Annotated in this window: 14 protein-coding genes; 13 read left to right on the plus strand and 1 reads right to left on the minus strand. The window is 68.0% G+C overall.

Annotated features, from left to right (window positions below; translation table 11 throughout):
• The first annotated feature begins 4 nt into the window (after positions 1-4).
• Entirely contained in the window at positions 5-1294 is a 1290-nt protein-coding gene (gene thrC, locus HFK18_RS15385) for a threonine synthase (protein ID WP_180166922.1), read from the plus strand.
• A 102-nt stretch (positions 1295-1396) separates the two neighbouring features.
• On the opposite strand, the gene HFK18_RS15390 is transcribed toward thrC, so the two are convergent.
• Positions 1397-2149, minus strand: a complete 753-nt coding sequence (locus HFK18_RS15390; protein ID WP_099818299.1) for a helix-turn-helix domain-containing protein — start codon at positions 2147-2149, stop codon at positions 1397-1399.
• Between the two features lie 140 nt (positions 2150-2289).
• Here HFK18_RS15390 and hisS point away from each other — a divergent pair, with 140 nt between their 5' ends.
• From hisS to HFK18_RS15450, 12 genes are all read left to right on the plus strand, one after another.
• Entirely contained in the window at positions 2290-3687 is a 1398-nt protein-coding gene (gene hisS / locus HFK18_RS15395; protein WP_100552400.1) for a histidine--tRNA ligase, read from the plus strand.
• Positions 3688-3710: 23 nt separating this feature from the next.
• Entirely contained in the window at positions 3711-3980 is a 270-nt protein-coding gene (locus HFK18_RS15400; RefSeq protein ID WP_180166923.1) for a hypothetical protein, read from the plus strand.
• Between the two features lie 408 nt (positions 3981-4388).
• The gene (locus tag HFK18_RS15405) at positions 4389-4697 is read left to right on the plus strand and encodes a YerC/YecD family TrpR-related protein (RefSeq protein ID WP_025874839.1); all 309 of its coding nucleotides are present in this window, start codon (positions 4389-4391) and stop codon (positions 4695-4697) included.
• A gap of 34 nt (positions 4698-4731) precedes the next feature.
• Positions 4732-5643, plus strand: a complete 912-nt coding sequence (gene hisG / locus HFK18_RS15410) for an ATP phosphoribosyltransferase (protein ID WP_100554107.1) — start codon at positions 4732-4734, stop codon at positions 5641-5643.
• A complete protein-coding gene (gene hisD / locus HFK18_RS15415; RefSeq protein ID WP_180166924.1) occupies positions 5640-6935 on the plus strand; it encodes a histidinol dehydrogenase in 1296 nt (431 codons plus the stop codon). The genes hisG and hisD overlap by 4 nt, the downstream gene beginning before the upstream one ends.
• The gene (gene hisC / locus HFK18_RS15420) at positions 6932-8026 is read left to right on the plus strand and encodes a histidinol-phosphate transaminase (protein WP_180166925.1); all 1095 of its coding nucleotides are present in this window, start codon (positions 6932-6934) and stop codon (positions 8024-8026) included. The genes hisD and hisC overlap by 4 nt, the downstream gene beginning before the upstream one ends.
• On the plus strand, positions 8023-9096 hold the full coding sequence (gene hisB, locus HFK18_RS15425) for a bifunctional histidinol-phosphatase/imidazoleglycerol-phosphate dehydratase HisB (protein ID WP_180166926.1): 1074 nt from the start codon (positions 8023-8025) through the stop codon (positions 9094-9096). The genes hisC and hisB overlap by 4 nt, the downstream gene beginning before the upstream one ends.
• A complete protein-coding gene (gene hisH, locus HFK18_RS15430) occupies positions 9093-9695 on the plus strand; it encodes an imidazole glycerol phosphate synthase subunit HisH (protein ID WP_180166927.1) in 603 nt (200 codons plus the stop codon). The genes hisB and hisH overlap by 4 nt, the downstream gene beginning before the upstream one ends.
• Positions 9692-10426, plus strand: coding sequence for a 1-(5-phosphoribosyl)-5-[(5-phosphoribosylamino)methylideneamino]imidazole-4-carboxamide isomerase (hisA, locus tag HFK18_RS15435; protein WP_180166928.1), 735 nt, complete (start codon positions 9692-9694; stop codon positions 10424-10426). Before hisH ends, hisA begins: the two co-directional genes overlap by 4 nt.
• On the plus strand, positions 10420-11196 hold the full coding sequence (gene hisF, locus HFK18_RS15440; RefSeq protein WP_099818308.1) for an imidazole glycerol phosphate synthase subunit HisF: 777 nt from the start codon (positions 10420-10422) through the stop codon (positions 11194-11196). The genes hisA and hisF overlap by 7 nt, the downstream gene beginning before the upstream one ends.
• On the plus strand, positions 11186-11806 hold the full coding sequence (hisIE, locus tag HFK18_RS15445; protein ID WP_180166929.1) for a bifunctional phosphoribosyl-AMP cyclohydrolase/phosphoribosyl-ATP diphosphatase HisIE: 621 nt from the start codon (positions 11186-11188) through the stop codon (positions 11804-11806). Before hisF ends, hisIE begins: the two co-directional genes overlap by 11 nt.
• A 65-nt stretch (positions 11807-11871) precedes the next feature.
• Entirely contained in the window at positions 11872-13461 is a 1590-nt protein-coding gene (locus HFK18_RS15450; RefSeq protein WP_180166930.1) for a calcineurin-like phosphoesterase family protein, read from the plus strand.
• The last annotated feature ends 22 nt before the right edge of the window (positions 13462-13483 follow it).

Below are 13483 nucleotides of genomic sequence, written 5' to 3' on the forward strand. Positions count from 1 at the left end.
TCCCATGCAATTCGTTTCGACCCGTGGCCAGTCGCCGGCTGTTGGACTCAGTGCGGCCATCGCCGCTGGGCTCGCGCCTGATGGTGGGCTGTACGTTCCGCAGGCGCTGCCGGCGCCGCGCACGCTGCAGGCCGGCGCGACCCTGGCCGACACCGCCGCTGACCTGCTGGCGCCATTCTTCGACGGGGATGCGCTGGCCGATGCCTTGCCATCGATCTGCCGTGAGGCCTTCGATTTCCCCGTGCCATTGCGTGCGCTGGGCAACAGTGGTGATCACGTGTTGGAGCTGTTCCATGGACCGACGGCGGCGTTCAAGGACATCGGTGCGCGTTTCCTCGCCGGTGTGCTGTCGCGGCTGCAGACCGGCCAGGACCGCGACCTGACCATCGTGGTGGCTACCTCCGGTGACACCGGCGCGGCCGTGGCGGCGGCCTTCCATCGGCAGCCTGGTGTACGCGTGGTGGTGCTGTACCCCGATGGGCGGGTGTCACCGCGACAGGCGCATCAGCTCGGTTGCTTCGGCGACAACATCCAGGCGCTGCGGGTAGCCGGTTCGTTCGATGATTGCCAGGCGATGGTGAAGCAGGCACTGGCCGATCGTGATCTGCAGGCACAGGTACCGCTGAGTTCAGCCAACAGCATCAGCCTGGGCCGGCTGCTGCCGCAGATGAGCTACTACGCGCACGCGGCACTGAGCCATCACGCGCAGCATCAGCGGCGCTTGAACCTGGTGGTGCCGACCGGAAATCTCGGCAACGCGATGGCGGCGGTGCTGGCACGCGCGCTGGGCGTGCCGATCGGGCAGATCGTGCTGGCGACCAATGCCAATGCGGTGCTGCCACGCTACTTCGGTGGCGACCCGTACCAGCCCGCGTCCAGCATTGCGACCGTGGCCAACGCCATGGACGTCGGCGCGCCCAGCAATTTCGAGCGGCTGCGCTGGCTGTACCACGGCGACGACGCCGAATTGCGTGCAGCGTTCCGCGCCTTCGCAGTGGATGACGTGACCATCCGCGCGACCATCGCCAGTGCCCATGCCAGTAATGGCGAGCTGTTCTGCCCGCACACGGCCACGGCGGTGAAGGTGCTGCAGGACCTGCGCGCGGGCGGCGCCAAGGGCGATTGGGCAGTGGTCGCTACCGCGCACCCGGCCAAGTTCGAGGCGGTGGTTGAACCGTTGATCGGCGAAGCGGTGGCGGTGCCGCCGGCACTGGACGCGCTGCTGCAGCGTCCAGCGCATGCCGAGCCGCTGGCGGCCGATTACGCAGCGTTGCGCGGGGTGTTGTTGCGTTGACGGAGGCGTCTGCGTGGTTGCTGGCCAGCTGCCGGCACTACCAGAAGCACGCATCACGGGTAGTGCCGGCCGCTGGCCGGCAACCCGATACCGATCGGGCACTCAGCCCAGCACTTCACCGGCCAGACTGCGCAGGCCATCCTCGTCGAGGATCTCAACGACGTTCAGATGGGGCAGGGCGATCAGGCCCTGCTGGCGCAGCTTGGTGAAGGTGCGGCTGACCGTCTCCATGGTCAGGCCCAGATGGTCGGCAATGTCGCCGCGGCCCATCGGCAGCGAAACGCGCAGGCCATCGCCGCCCAGCTTGGCCTCGCGCGCGGCCAGGCGCAGCAGGAAATCAGCGAGTTTTTCCGCCGGTTGCAGGCGCGCCAATGCCAGCGCGGCATCCTGCGCGGCATCCAGCTCCTGGCAGGCGCGTTGTAGCAGCTTGCGCTCAAGGTGCGGATAACGGGCACGCAGGCCCTTCATCTGCGGCAGGGCGACGCGGCACACGCGGCTGTCGGCGATGGCCTCGATGTCGTAGCGATGGTGGTCGCTGCCGCTCAGGCCCAGGTAATCGCCTGGCAGCACGAAGCCATTGATCTGGCGGCGGCCGTCGGCAAGCGTGCGTACCAGCCGCAGTGCACCGCCGGTCAATGTATAGACATGCTGGCGCTCTTCGCCGCTGCGGGCGAGGGTGCTGCCCATCGTCACCTGCTGCGACACGGTCACCTGTTCCAGCGCCTGCACCTCATCGGGCGACAGCGCAGAGCACACCGCCAGGTGGCGTACCGAGCAGTGCAGGCAGTCCAGCGTGGCGCAGGACGGCGCGGCGGGGTCGTTGGTGGCGGGCGGAGCGCCGGAAGGCCGGGACATGTTGCGTGGGCGTATCGCGGGCGGGGGAGGGCTTTATGATACTTCAAGCGGCCGTTGGACCCCGTATTCCACGGCCACGCGATGCGGGGCGCTAGAATGTCGCCCCCTCCCACGTCCCCGTTCCCGCAGGAGTTCCGCCCGTGATCAAGCCCCGTACCCCGCCCGGCACCCTTGAACTGCTGCCGCGCGAGCAGATTGCGTTCCAGCGCATGCTGGACGTCATCCGCCGCAACTACGAGCGCTTCGGGTTCCTGCCGGTGGAGACGCCGGTGTTCGAGCTGTCCGATGTGCTGCTGACCAAGTCCGGCGGCGAGACCGAGCGCCAGGTGTATTTCGTGCAGTCCACCGGCGCGCTGGCCAACGCCGCCGAATCCGGCGACCGCTCGCTGCCGGAAATGGCGCTGCGCTTCGACCTGACCGTGCCGCTGGCGCGGTACGTGGCCGAGCACGAACACGAGCTGACCTTCCCGTTCCGTCGCTACCAGATGCAGCGCGTGTACCGCGGCGAGCGTGCGCAGCGCGGCCGCTTCCGCGAGTTCTACCAGTGCGACATCGACGTGATCGGCAAGGACAGCCTGAGCGTGCGCTACGACGCCGAAGTTCTGGCGGTCATCCACGCGGTGTTTGCCGAACTGCGCATCGGTGACTTCAGCATCCAGCTGAACAACCGCAAGCTGCTGCGCGGCTTCTTCGAGAGCCTGGGCGTGGCCGAAGGCGAGCGCCAGCTGGCGGTGCTGCGCGAAGTGGACAAGCTGGACAAGCGTGGCCCCGACTACGTGCGCGAGACGCTGGTGGGCGAGGGCTTCGGTATTCCGGCCGAACAGGTCGAGAAGATCCTGGCCTTCGTCGCCGTGCGTTCGCAGGGTCATGCCGATGCGCTGGCGCAGCTGGCGGCACTGGAAGCCGGCGCCGGTTCGTCGGAGATCCTGCGTGCCGGCGTGGCCGAGCTGCGCGAAGTGCTGCAGCTGGTGCAGGCACTGGGCGTTCCGGAAAGTGCGTATTGCCTGAACTTCTCCATCGCCCGTGGCCTGGATTACTACACCGGCACGGTGTACGAGACCACGTTGACCGACCACCCGCAGATCGGTTCGATCTGTTCCGGTGGCCGTTATGAAGACCTGGCCAGCCACTACAGCAAGTCAAAGCTGCCGGGCGTTGGCATTTCCATCGGCCTGTCGCGCCTGTTCTGGCAGCTGCGCGAAGCCGGCCTGATCGAGGGCATCGAGGCCAGCAGCGTGCAGGCGCTGGTGGCGCTGATGGACGAGCAGGGCATGCCGCAGTCGCTGGACATTGCCCGTCGCCTGCGCGCCGGTGGCATCAACACCGAAGTGCAGATGGAGCCGAAGAAGATCGGCAAGCAGTTCCAGTACGCGGCCAAGGCAGGTATCCGTTTCGTGGTGCTGGCGGGCGAAGACGAACTGGCGCGCGGCGTGGTGGCGGTGAAGGACCTGCTGCGCGAGCAGCAGTTCGAGATCTCGCGCGACGAACTGGCCAGCACCCTGCAGGTGGAGCTGGAGCAGTCGCGGGTCATGGCGTGAAGCCCGCCGCCGCAGGGGCGCTGATGCTGCTCCTGCTGGCGGGCTGCCAGAGCGATCCGGCGCTGCGCAGCACCCGGATCGGCCCGGCGCAGTACCAGCTGGTGGTTGATCGCTGCCATGTGATCGACCGGGCGCAGCTGGAGCGGGATCTGCAGGCCCTGGCCGAGCGTGCGTGTGCGGGTCGGGCAGGGGAGCTGCAGAACCTGCAGTCCCATCCCAGCCGGCAGGGCAGCCTGTTCGGCGAATGCCTGCGGCGCGGCGCGCTGCAGGCAGAGGTTCGCTGCCTGCCCTGAGCCGGGCCAGGCTCTTTATTTGAAAGCAGAACGCCCACCATTGGTGGGCGTTTCGCGTGCCTATACGAAGAGCAGTCGAGCATGGCTCGACTCTACAAAAGCCGTTCTCGATCACTTTCCCGGCGAGATCCACCAGATCGCGGCCAACTGTCGAAGGCGGGGTGGGTCCGGTTGAGGGGACGTGAGCCGCATGGATGCGGCGACCGAGCTTACATGGACGTACTTGCAGCGTCCCCCTCAACCGGACCCGCCCCGCAAATCCTCAGGAAACCAGCATTTGACGTTGCTTCGGCTTCTGCGGGTGCAGGGCGCAGCCCTGCCGTACCCCCAAAGCCCACGATTTGACGCAGCGCGCAAGAATGCGTTAATGTACTAACGCGCTATTACATTGATGCAAGAGTCCTGCCCGTGAAAGCCCGCCCCGACATCGCCGCCAAAGACCCGCAAGCCGATCTGGACGCCCTGGCCCAGGCCTTTGCCGCCCTGCGCGAGCCGGAACAGGTGGTCGCGTTCCTGCGTGACCTGTGTACGCCGGCCGAGCTGGAAGCCATGGCCGACCGTTGGAAGGTGGTGCCGCTGCTGCAGCAGGGCGTGCCGTACCGCGAGATCCACGAGCGCACCGGCGTCAGCGTGACCACCACCGGACGGGTGGCACGCACGCTCGAGCATGGCCATCGAGGCTATGCCGCCGCCGTCGACCGCCTTGCTTCGCGCTGATCCGCGCCCCGTTCCGAACTTCGAGACCTCCCCCATGAGTGCAACCCAGGCAGCGCCGGCGCGAGACCGGCTGCGTATCGCCATCCAGAAGAGTGGCCGGCTGGCCGAGCCCGCCCGCAACCTGCTCAGCGCCTGTGGCCTGAGTTGGCGCGAGAGCCGTGACAAGCTGTTCTGCTACGGCGAGTCGCTGCCGGTGGACCTGTTGCTGGTGCGCGACGACGACATCCCCGGACTGATCGCCGATGGCGTCTGCGACCTCGGCATCGTCGGCCGCAACGAACTGGACGAGCAGGCCGCTGCGCGTCGCCAGATCGGTCTGCCGGATGCTTACCACGCGCTGCGTGGGCTGGGCTTCGGTCAATGCCGGTTGATGCTGGCGGTGCCGGAAGAGTGGCAATGGCAGGGGCCGGCACAACTGGCCGGTACCCGCATCGCCACCAGCTACCCGGCCATCCTCAAGCAGTGGCTGGTCGCGCAGGGCGTGGATGCGCAGGTGGTGGAGCTGTCCGGCTCGGTGGAGATCGCGCCGCGCCTGGGCACCGCCGACCTGATCTGCGATCTGGTCTCCAGCGGCGCCACCCTGCGTGCCAACCAGCTCACCCCGGTGCACAACCTGCTCGACAGTGAGGCCGTGCTGGCCGGTGCGGTGCGCGTTCCCGATGATGCCCGCGGCGCCCTGCGCAGCATGCTGCTGCGTCGCCTGGACGGTGTGGTGCAGCGGCAGGATCGCAAGCTGCTGATGTTCCGCGCCACAGAGGACCGCGTCGACGCGCTGGCGCAACTGCTGGCCGATGCCGAACCGTTGGTGCGTTTGCCTGCCGATGGCGGTGCGTTGCGCCTGCAGACCATGTGCCCGGGTCCGTTGACCTGGCAGCGCATGGAAGAACTGGAGCGCGCCGGCGCCCAGGGCCTGATGGTATTGAGCGTGGAGCGGTCGCTGGCATGAATCGTCTTATCTGGTCGCAACTTGATGAGGCCGCGCGCAGCGCGGCGCTGACCCGCCCGGTGCAGACCGTGGCGCAGCAGACCCGTGATGCGGTGGCCACGCTGATCGCGCAGGTGCGCACGCAGGGCGATGCCGCGTTGCGCGCGATCACTGCGCGCTTCGATGGCGTGGACCTGCAGGATTTCGAAGTTTCCGACAGCGAGTTCGCTGCCGCCGAAGCCACCGTGCCGGCCGCGCTGCGCCAGGCCATGGTCGAGGCGGCCGAGCGCATCACCCGCTTCCACAAGGCGGGGATGGGCCAGGGCTATGCAGTGGAAACCGCGCCGGGTGTGGTCTGCGAGCGCATGCTGCGGCCGATCGGCCGGGTTGGCCTGTATGTGCCGGCCGGCAGTGCGCCGTTGCCGTCCACCGCGCTGATGCTGGGCGTGCCGGCGCAGTTGGCCGGTTGCCCGCAGGTAGTGCTGTGCACGCCGCCGCGTGCCGACGGAACGGCCGACCCTGCGGTGCTGGTGGCTGCGCGCCTGACCGGCGTGCAACGCGTGTTCAAGCTGGGCGGTGCGCAGGCGATCGCGGCGATGGCCTATGGCACCGGGAGCATCCCGGCGAGCGACAAACTGTTCGGGCCAGGCAACAGTTTCGTCACCGAGGCCAAACAGCAGGTTGCCCAAGACGGTGTCGCCGCCATCGACATGCCGGCCGGTCCGTCGGAAGTGCTGGTGATCGCCGATGCGGGCGCCAATCCGGCCTTCGTCGCCGCCGATCTGCTGTCGCAGGCCGAGCACGGCCCGGATTCGCAGGTACTGCTGCTGACCGATGACGCAGCGATGCTGGCTGCCGTCGAGGCCGAAGTGGAACGCCAGGTGGCCCTGTTGCCCCGGCAGGACATCGCCCGCCAGGCGCTGTCGGCGTCGCAGCTGATCCTGGTCGAGTCACTGCTGGATGCGTTTGCGATCAGCAACCGCTACGCCCCCGAACACCTGATCCTGGCCCTGCGTGAACCGCGCGATTGGCTGGGCCAGGTGCAGGCGGCCGGTTCGGTGTTCCTCGGCGACTACACGCCGGAAGCACTGGGCGACTACTGCAGCGGCACCAACCACGTGCTGCCGACCGCCGGTGCCGCGCGTGCCTACAGTGGTGTCAGCGTGGCCAGCTTCCAGAACCTGATCAGTGTGCAGAGCGCCAGCGCCGCCGGGTTGGCGGCGATCGGCGGCTGCGCGCGCATCATCGCCAGCGCCGAAGGGCTGGACGCGCACGAACGTGCGGTGGCGCTGCGCATGGAGGTGGCCGCATGAGCGCGGACATCGACGGCGTGCTGGCCTTGGTGCGCTCGGATCTGCAGGCCTTCGCCGGCTACAGTTCGGCGCGCAGCAGCGCTGTGCAGGGTGAGGTGTGGTTGAACGCGAATGAATCGGCGTGGGCCAATCCGGCCGACGCCACCGGTGGCAGCCGCCGCTACCCGGAGCCGCAACCGGCTGCGCTGCGTGAAGGGCTGGCATCGCTGTACGGCGTGCAGCCGCAACAACTGCTGGTAGGCCGCGGCAGCGACGAGGCGATCGATCTGCTGGTGCGCGCCCTGTGCGTGCCCGGCCGCGATGGCGTGCTGGTGACGCCGCCGGTGTTCGGCATGTACGCGGTCTGCGCACGCCTGCAGGGTGCGCCGTTGATTGAAGTCCCGCTGATCGATGATGAAGGGGGCCTGCGCACGGACCTGGATGCGGTGATTGCCGCTGCGAAGGGGCAGGGCGCCACGCTCGTTTTCCTGTGCGCGCCGTCCAATCCTGCCGGCAGCGATATCCCGCTGGCGGAGATCGAGCGCGTGGCCGTTGCCCTGCGTGGGCAGGCACTGGTGGTGGTGGATGAAGCCTATGTCGAGTACGCGCAGCGCGCTTCGGCGACCACGTTGCTTGCCGCGCACGCCAACCTGGCGGTGCTGCGCACATTGTCGAAGGCGCACGCACTGGCTGCGGCGCGCATCGGCACCCTGATCGCCGCGCCGGAACTGATTGCGGTGCTGCGTCGCTGCCAAGCGCCATACCCGGTGCCGACGCCATGCGCCGAACTGGCCGTGCAGGCACTGCAGCCGGTCGCGCTGGCACGCACCGCCGAACGCGTGGCCACGGTCATCGCTGAGCGCGAGCGCCTGGGCACCGCGCTGGTTGGCCTGCCGGGCGTCCTTCGGGTGTACGCATCGGCCGGCAACTACCTGCTGGTCCGCTTCGCCGATGCGCAGGCTGCGTTCGACGCGCTGCTCGCCGCTGGCGTGGTGGTGCGCGACCAGCGCGCCGCACCGCAGCTGGGCGATGCACTGCGCATCAGCATCGGCAGCCCCGAAGAGAACGACCGCGTGCTTGCGGCCCTGTCGGCACGGAGGGCCGCGGCATGACGCCGATCCTGTTCATCGACCGCGACGGCACCCTGATCGAGGAGCCGGCGGATTTCCAGATCGATGCCTACGAGAAGCTGCGCCTGGTGCCGCAGGTGATCCCGGCGCTGTTGAAGCTGCGCGATGCCGGCTACCAGTTCGTGATCGTCACCAACCAGGATGGCCTCGGCAGCGAGAGCTACCCGCGCGCCAGCTTCGATGGCCCGAACGACCTGATGCTGCAGATCTTCGAAAGCCAGGGCATCGTCTTCCGTGACGTGCTGGTCGACTGCAGCTGGCCGCACGACAACGCGCCGACGCGCAAGCCGGGCATCGGCCTGATGACCGCCTATCTGCAGGACCGCAGCATCGACTGGGCGCGCTCGGGCATGGTCGGCGACCGCATCACCGACCTGCAGTTCGCCGACAACCTCAACATCCGTGGCTTCCAGCTGCGCAGCGGACAGTTCGGCGGCGAGTGGGACTGGCCGGGCATCGCCCACGCACTGGCCGATGCGCCGCGTACGGCGGTGGTCCAGCGCAATACCAGGGAAACGAAGATCCGTGTCGAACTGGATCTGGATCGTGCCGGTGATGCGCACATCCACACCGGCCTGCCGTTCTTCGACCACATGCTGGAACAGATCGGCAAGCACGGCGGCTTCGCGCTGGACATCCGTGCCGAGGGCGACCTGCACATCGACGAGCACCACACCATCGAAGACACCGGCCTTGCGCTGGGCCAGGCCCTGCGCGAGGCGCTGGGCGACAAGCGCGGCATCGGCCGTTACGGTTTCACCCTGCCGATGGATGAAACCCTGGCCAGTGCTGCGCTGGATTTCAGTGGCCGCCCGTATTTCGTGTTCGACGGCGAGTTCAAGCGCGAGCGTGTGGGCGACATGCCGACCGAGCTGGTCCCGCACTTCTTCCGTTCGCTGTGCGATGCCAGCGGCCTGAACCTCAACCTGCAGGTGCGCGGTGACAACGACCACCACAAGGTCGAAGCCTGCTTCAAGGCATTGGCGCGTGCGTTGCGGCCTGCGCTTGCGCGGCAGGGCACCGCATTGCCGACCACCAAGGGGGCGCTGTGAGCGAGGTCGTGCTGATCGATGCCGGCGGCGCCAACCTGGGCTCGGTGCGCTACGCACTGGAGCGGCTCGGCGCCACGGTGAAGCTGGTCCGCGAGCCTGCGGGGCTGGCCGGTGCGCGGCGGGTGATCCTGCCCGGCGTCGGTGCGGCCGGCCCCGGCATGCAGCGCCTGCATGCGCAGGGCCTGGTCGAGCCGCTGCGCCAGCTGCAGGTGCCGCTGATGGGCATCTGCCTGGGCATGCAGCTGTTGTTCGATCGCTCCGAAGAGGCCGGCGTGGATACGCTGGGATTGATCCCCGGGGTGGTGCGCAAGCTGGTGCCGGCCTGTGGCATCCGTGTGCCGCACATGGGCTGGAACCGGCTGCTGCCGTTGCGCCCGTCGCTGCTGCTGCAGGGGGTGCCAGAGCGCGCCAGTGCGTATTTCGTGCACAGCTACGCCGCGCCGCTGAACAGCCATACCGTTGCCGCCTGCGACCACGGTGGGCTGTTCACCGCCGTGGTCGAGCAGGGTCGCTACTTCGGCGCCCAGTTCCATCCCGAGCGGTCCGGCGACACCGGTTCGCTGATGCTGCGCAATTTCCTTGAGGGCACCGCTGCATGAGTTTCATCGTCTATCCCGCGCTGGATATCCGTGATGGCCGCGTGGTGCGGTTGCGCCAGGGTGACTACGCGCAGGAAACCCACTATGGCGATGATCCGTTGCCGCGTGCGCAGGCGTTCGCCGCGCAGGGCGCGCAGTGGATGCATCTGGTCGACCTGGATGCCGCACGTGCCGGTGGCTATACGCTGGCGCCGCTGCTGGCGGCGATCCGTGCGCAGACCCCGCTGCAGGTACAGACCGGTGGCGGCGTACGTGGCCGCGACGACGTGGCGCGCATCCTCGATGCCGGCGCCAGTCGCGTGGTGATCGGGTCATTGGCGGTGCGCGAGCCGGAGCAGGTAATTGGCTGGTTGGCCGAGTTCGGCCCGGAGCGGTTGACCATTGCCCTCGATGCGCGCCAGGACGCGCAGGGACAGTGGCAGTTGCCGGTGCACGGCTGGACCGAAAACGCGGGGGTGACCCTGGATGCCCTGGCCGGACGCTACGCGCAGGCCGGCATGCGTCACCTGCTGTGCACCGACATCGCCCGCGACGGCATGCTGGCCGGCCCCAACATCAGCCTGTACCAGCACCTGGCGGCATTGCTGCCGGGCGTGGCGGTACAGGCGTCGGGTGGTATCCGCGACGTGGCCGATGTGGCTGCCGCACAGGCCGCTGGTTGTGGCGGCGCGATCCTCGGCAAGGCCCTGCTGGAACAGCGCATGGACCTGGCGGAGGCGCTGGCATGCTGAGCCGCCGCATCATTCCGTGCCTGGACGTACGCGATGGCCGCGTGGTCAAAGGCGTGCGCTTCCGCGATCACGTCGACATGGGGGACATCGCCGAACTGGCCCAGCGCTATCGCGACCAGGGCGCCGACGAGCTGGTGTTCTATGACATCGGCGCCAGCCCGGAGGCACGCTCGGTGGACGTGGCCTGGATCGAACGCATCGCGCGCCTGATCGATATCCCGTTCTGCGTGGCTGGTGGCATCGACAGCGTGGAGACGGCGCGCCGCGTGCTGTTCGCTGGTGCGGACAAGATATCGATCAACTCACCCGCGCTGGGCCGCCCGGAACTGATCAGCGAACTGGCTGAGGAATTCGGTGTGCAGTGCGTGGTGGTGGGTGTCGACTCCGTACGCGAGGCCGACGGCCAGTGGCGCGTGCGCCGTTTCAGCGGCGATCCGGACAAGACCCAAGCGGTGCCGTTGCGCACGCTGGACTGGATCGTCGAGGCGCAGCGCCGGGGTGCCGGCGAGATCGTGCTGAACTGCATGGACAGCGATGGTGTGCGCCGCGGCTATGACGTGGAGCAGCTGCGGCAGGCACGTGCACTGTGCCAGGTGCCACTCATCGCTTCCGGTGGCGCGGGTGCGATGGAGCACTTCGCCCAGGCCTTTGACCAGGCCGACGTTGACGGTGCGCTGGCGGCCAGCGTGTTCCACAGCGGCGCCATCGCCATTGCCGACTTGAAGCGCTACCTGCGCGAGCAGCAGATCGAGGTACGAGATGTCTATTGACGTGCGGCCGTCGCCGCAGGCGCTGGAAACGCTGGACTGGGACAAGGGTGATGGGCTGTTGCCGGCCGTGGTGCAGGACGCCGACACCCTGCAGGTGCTGATGCTGGGCTACGTCAGCGCCGATTCGCTGGCGGCGACGCTGGCGATCGGCCACATGACCTTCTTCAGCCGCAGCAAGCAGCGTCTCTGGACCAAGGGCGAGCAGTCCGGCAATGTGCTGGCGGTGCAGTCGATCAGCGTCGATTGCGATGCCGATACGCTGCTGGTGCTGGCACGCCCGGCAGGCCCCACCTGCCACACCGGGGCGGAGAGCTGTTTCGATGGTGCGCCGAAGGACTTCCTTGGCGGCCTGGACCAGTTGGTCGCGGTACGTGAGGCGCTGCGTCCTTCCGGCAGCTATACGACGTCGCTGTTCGAGGGCGGCATCCGCCGCATCGCGCAGAAAGTGGGCGAGGAAGGCGTGGAGACGGCGCTGGCCGGGGTGGCGCAGGACGATGAGGCACTGCTGGGCGAGGCCTCGGACCTGCTGTACCACCTGCTGGTGCTGCTGCGCGCGCGCGGGCTGTCGCTGAAAGATGCGCGCGACGTGCTGGAAAAGCGCCATCGTTGAACAAGGTGTGCGGACCAACGGTCCGCACCTACAATATGGCGTCTTCTTTTGCCCGGACCGCCCCCATGAAACTGCCTGCCGCCTGGCTGTGCTGCCTGTTGCTGACCTCGCCGGCCTGGGCCGCAGACACCGTGGTCAGCGGCAAGGTCTATCTGGAGCGTGACGGCAAGCCGGGCCGCGGTGCGACCGATCCGGGCCTGGCCGGCGTGCAGGTGTCCAATGGCGAAACCATCGTCAAGACCGCTGCCGACGGCAGCTACAGCCTGCCGGTGCGTGACGGCCAGACGGTCTTCGTCATCAAGCCCGATGCCTATTCCTTCCCGAAGGCTGCCGACGGCCTGCCGTCGTTCTGGCGGCACTACCGGCCGAACGGTTCCCCTGCGCTGAAGTACGGCGGCATCGCGGCCACCAGTGACGTCGCCCGCAACTGGGATTTCGCCCTGCAGAACGACCGGCATGACAGCCGTCGTGGCTTCCAGATGCTGGTGTTCACCGATTCGCAGACCGCCAGCCTGCAGGACATCGGCTACTACCAGCAGTCGATCGTGGCGCCGCTGGTGGGGCAGACCAAGGCGCGTCTGGGTACCACGCTGGGTGACATCGTCAACGACGATCTGACCCTGTACCCGGCGATCAACAAGGTCACCACCGAACTCGGCGTGCCGTGGTTCCACGTGCCCGGCAACCACGACCTGGATTTCGATGCGGCCAATGACGCGCATTCGCTGGACAGCTGGCGCAACATCTACGGCCCCGATACCTATGCGGTGGAAGAGGGCGGCGCCAGCTTCGTGTTCCTCGACGATGTGGTGTACGACCCCACTGCCAAGCCGAAGTATGTCGGCGGCCTGCGCGAGGATCAGTTCGCCTTCCTGGCTGCGTATCTGAAGGGCCTGCACAAGGACCGCCTGCTGGTGCTGGGCATGCACATCCCGCTGTTCGATGCGGCGCCGGGGCGCGAGACCTTCCGCCATGCCGACCGCCAGCGCCTGTTCGACCTGCTGAAGGACTTCCGCAACGTGCTGGTGCTCAGCGGCCACAGCCACACCCAGCAGCACGTCTACCACGGCAAGGCTGACGGCTGGCAGGGTGCCAGGCCGCTGCATGAGTACAACGTCGGTGCCAACTGCGGTGCGTTCTGGTCGGGCGTGAAAAATGCCGCCGGCGTACCGGACAGCACCATGAGCGATGGCACGCCGAAGGGCTATGCGCTGCTGGACGTGGCCGGCAACGGCAGCTACCGCCTGCAGTACCGGGTGGCCGGTGCAGCCGCCAGCGAGCAGATCGGCCTGCATGCGCCGAAGGTGCTGCGCAAGGGCGCGTACCCGGCGTGGGGCGTCTACGCCAACGTGTACATGGGCGAGGACGCCAGCGTGGTCGAGTACCGCGTCGATGGCGGCGCCTGGCAGCCGATGAAGCAGGTCAGCCAGCCTGATCCGCGGCTGATGGTGGAGAACGTCGCCGACGATCTGGCCTCGACGTTGCGCGGCTACGACCGTTCGCCGGAAGCCACCGCTTCGCCGCACCTGTGGCGTGGTGCGTTGCCGACCGATCTGGCCGTGGGCAGCCACAAGGTCGAGGTGCGTTCCACCCAGCCGGATGGTGCGGTGTTCACCGCCAGCACCAGCTACAACCTGCAGACCGCGCAACCCTGAGCGCGGGCCGGGCTTCCGTCAC

The sequence above is a fragment of the Stenotrophomonas sp. SbOxS2 genome (assembly GCF_013416715.1).
GTDB lineage: Bacteria > Pseudomonadota > Gammaproteobacteria > Xanthomonadales > Xanthomonadaceae > Stenotrophomonas > Stenotrophomonas lactitubi.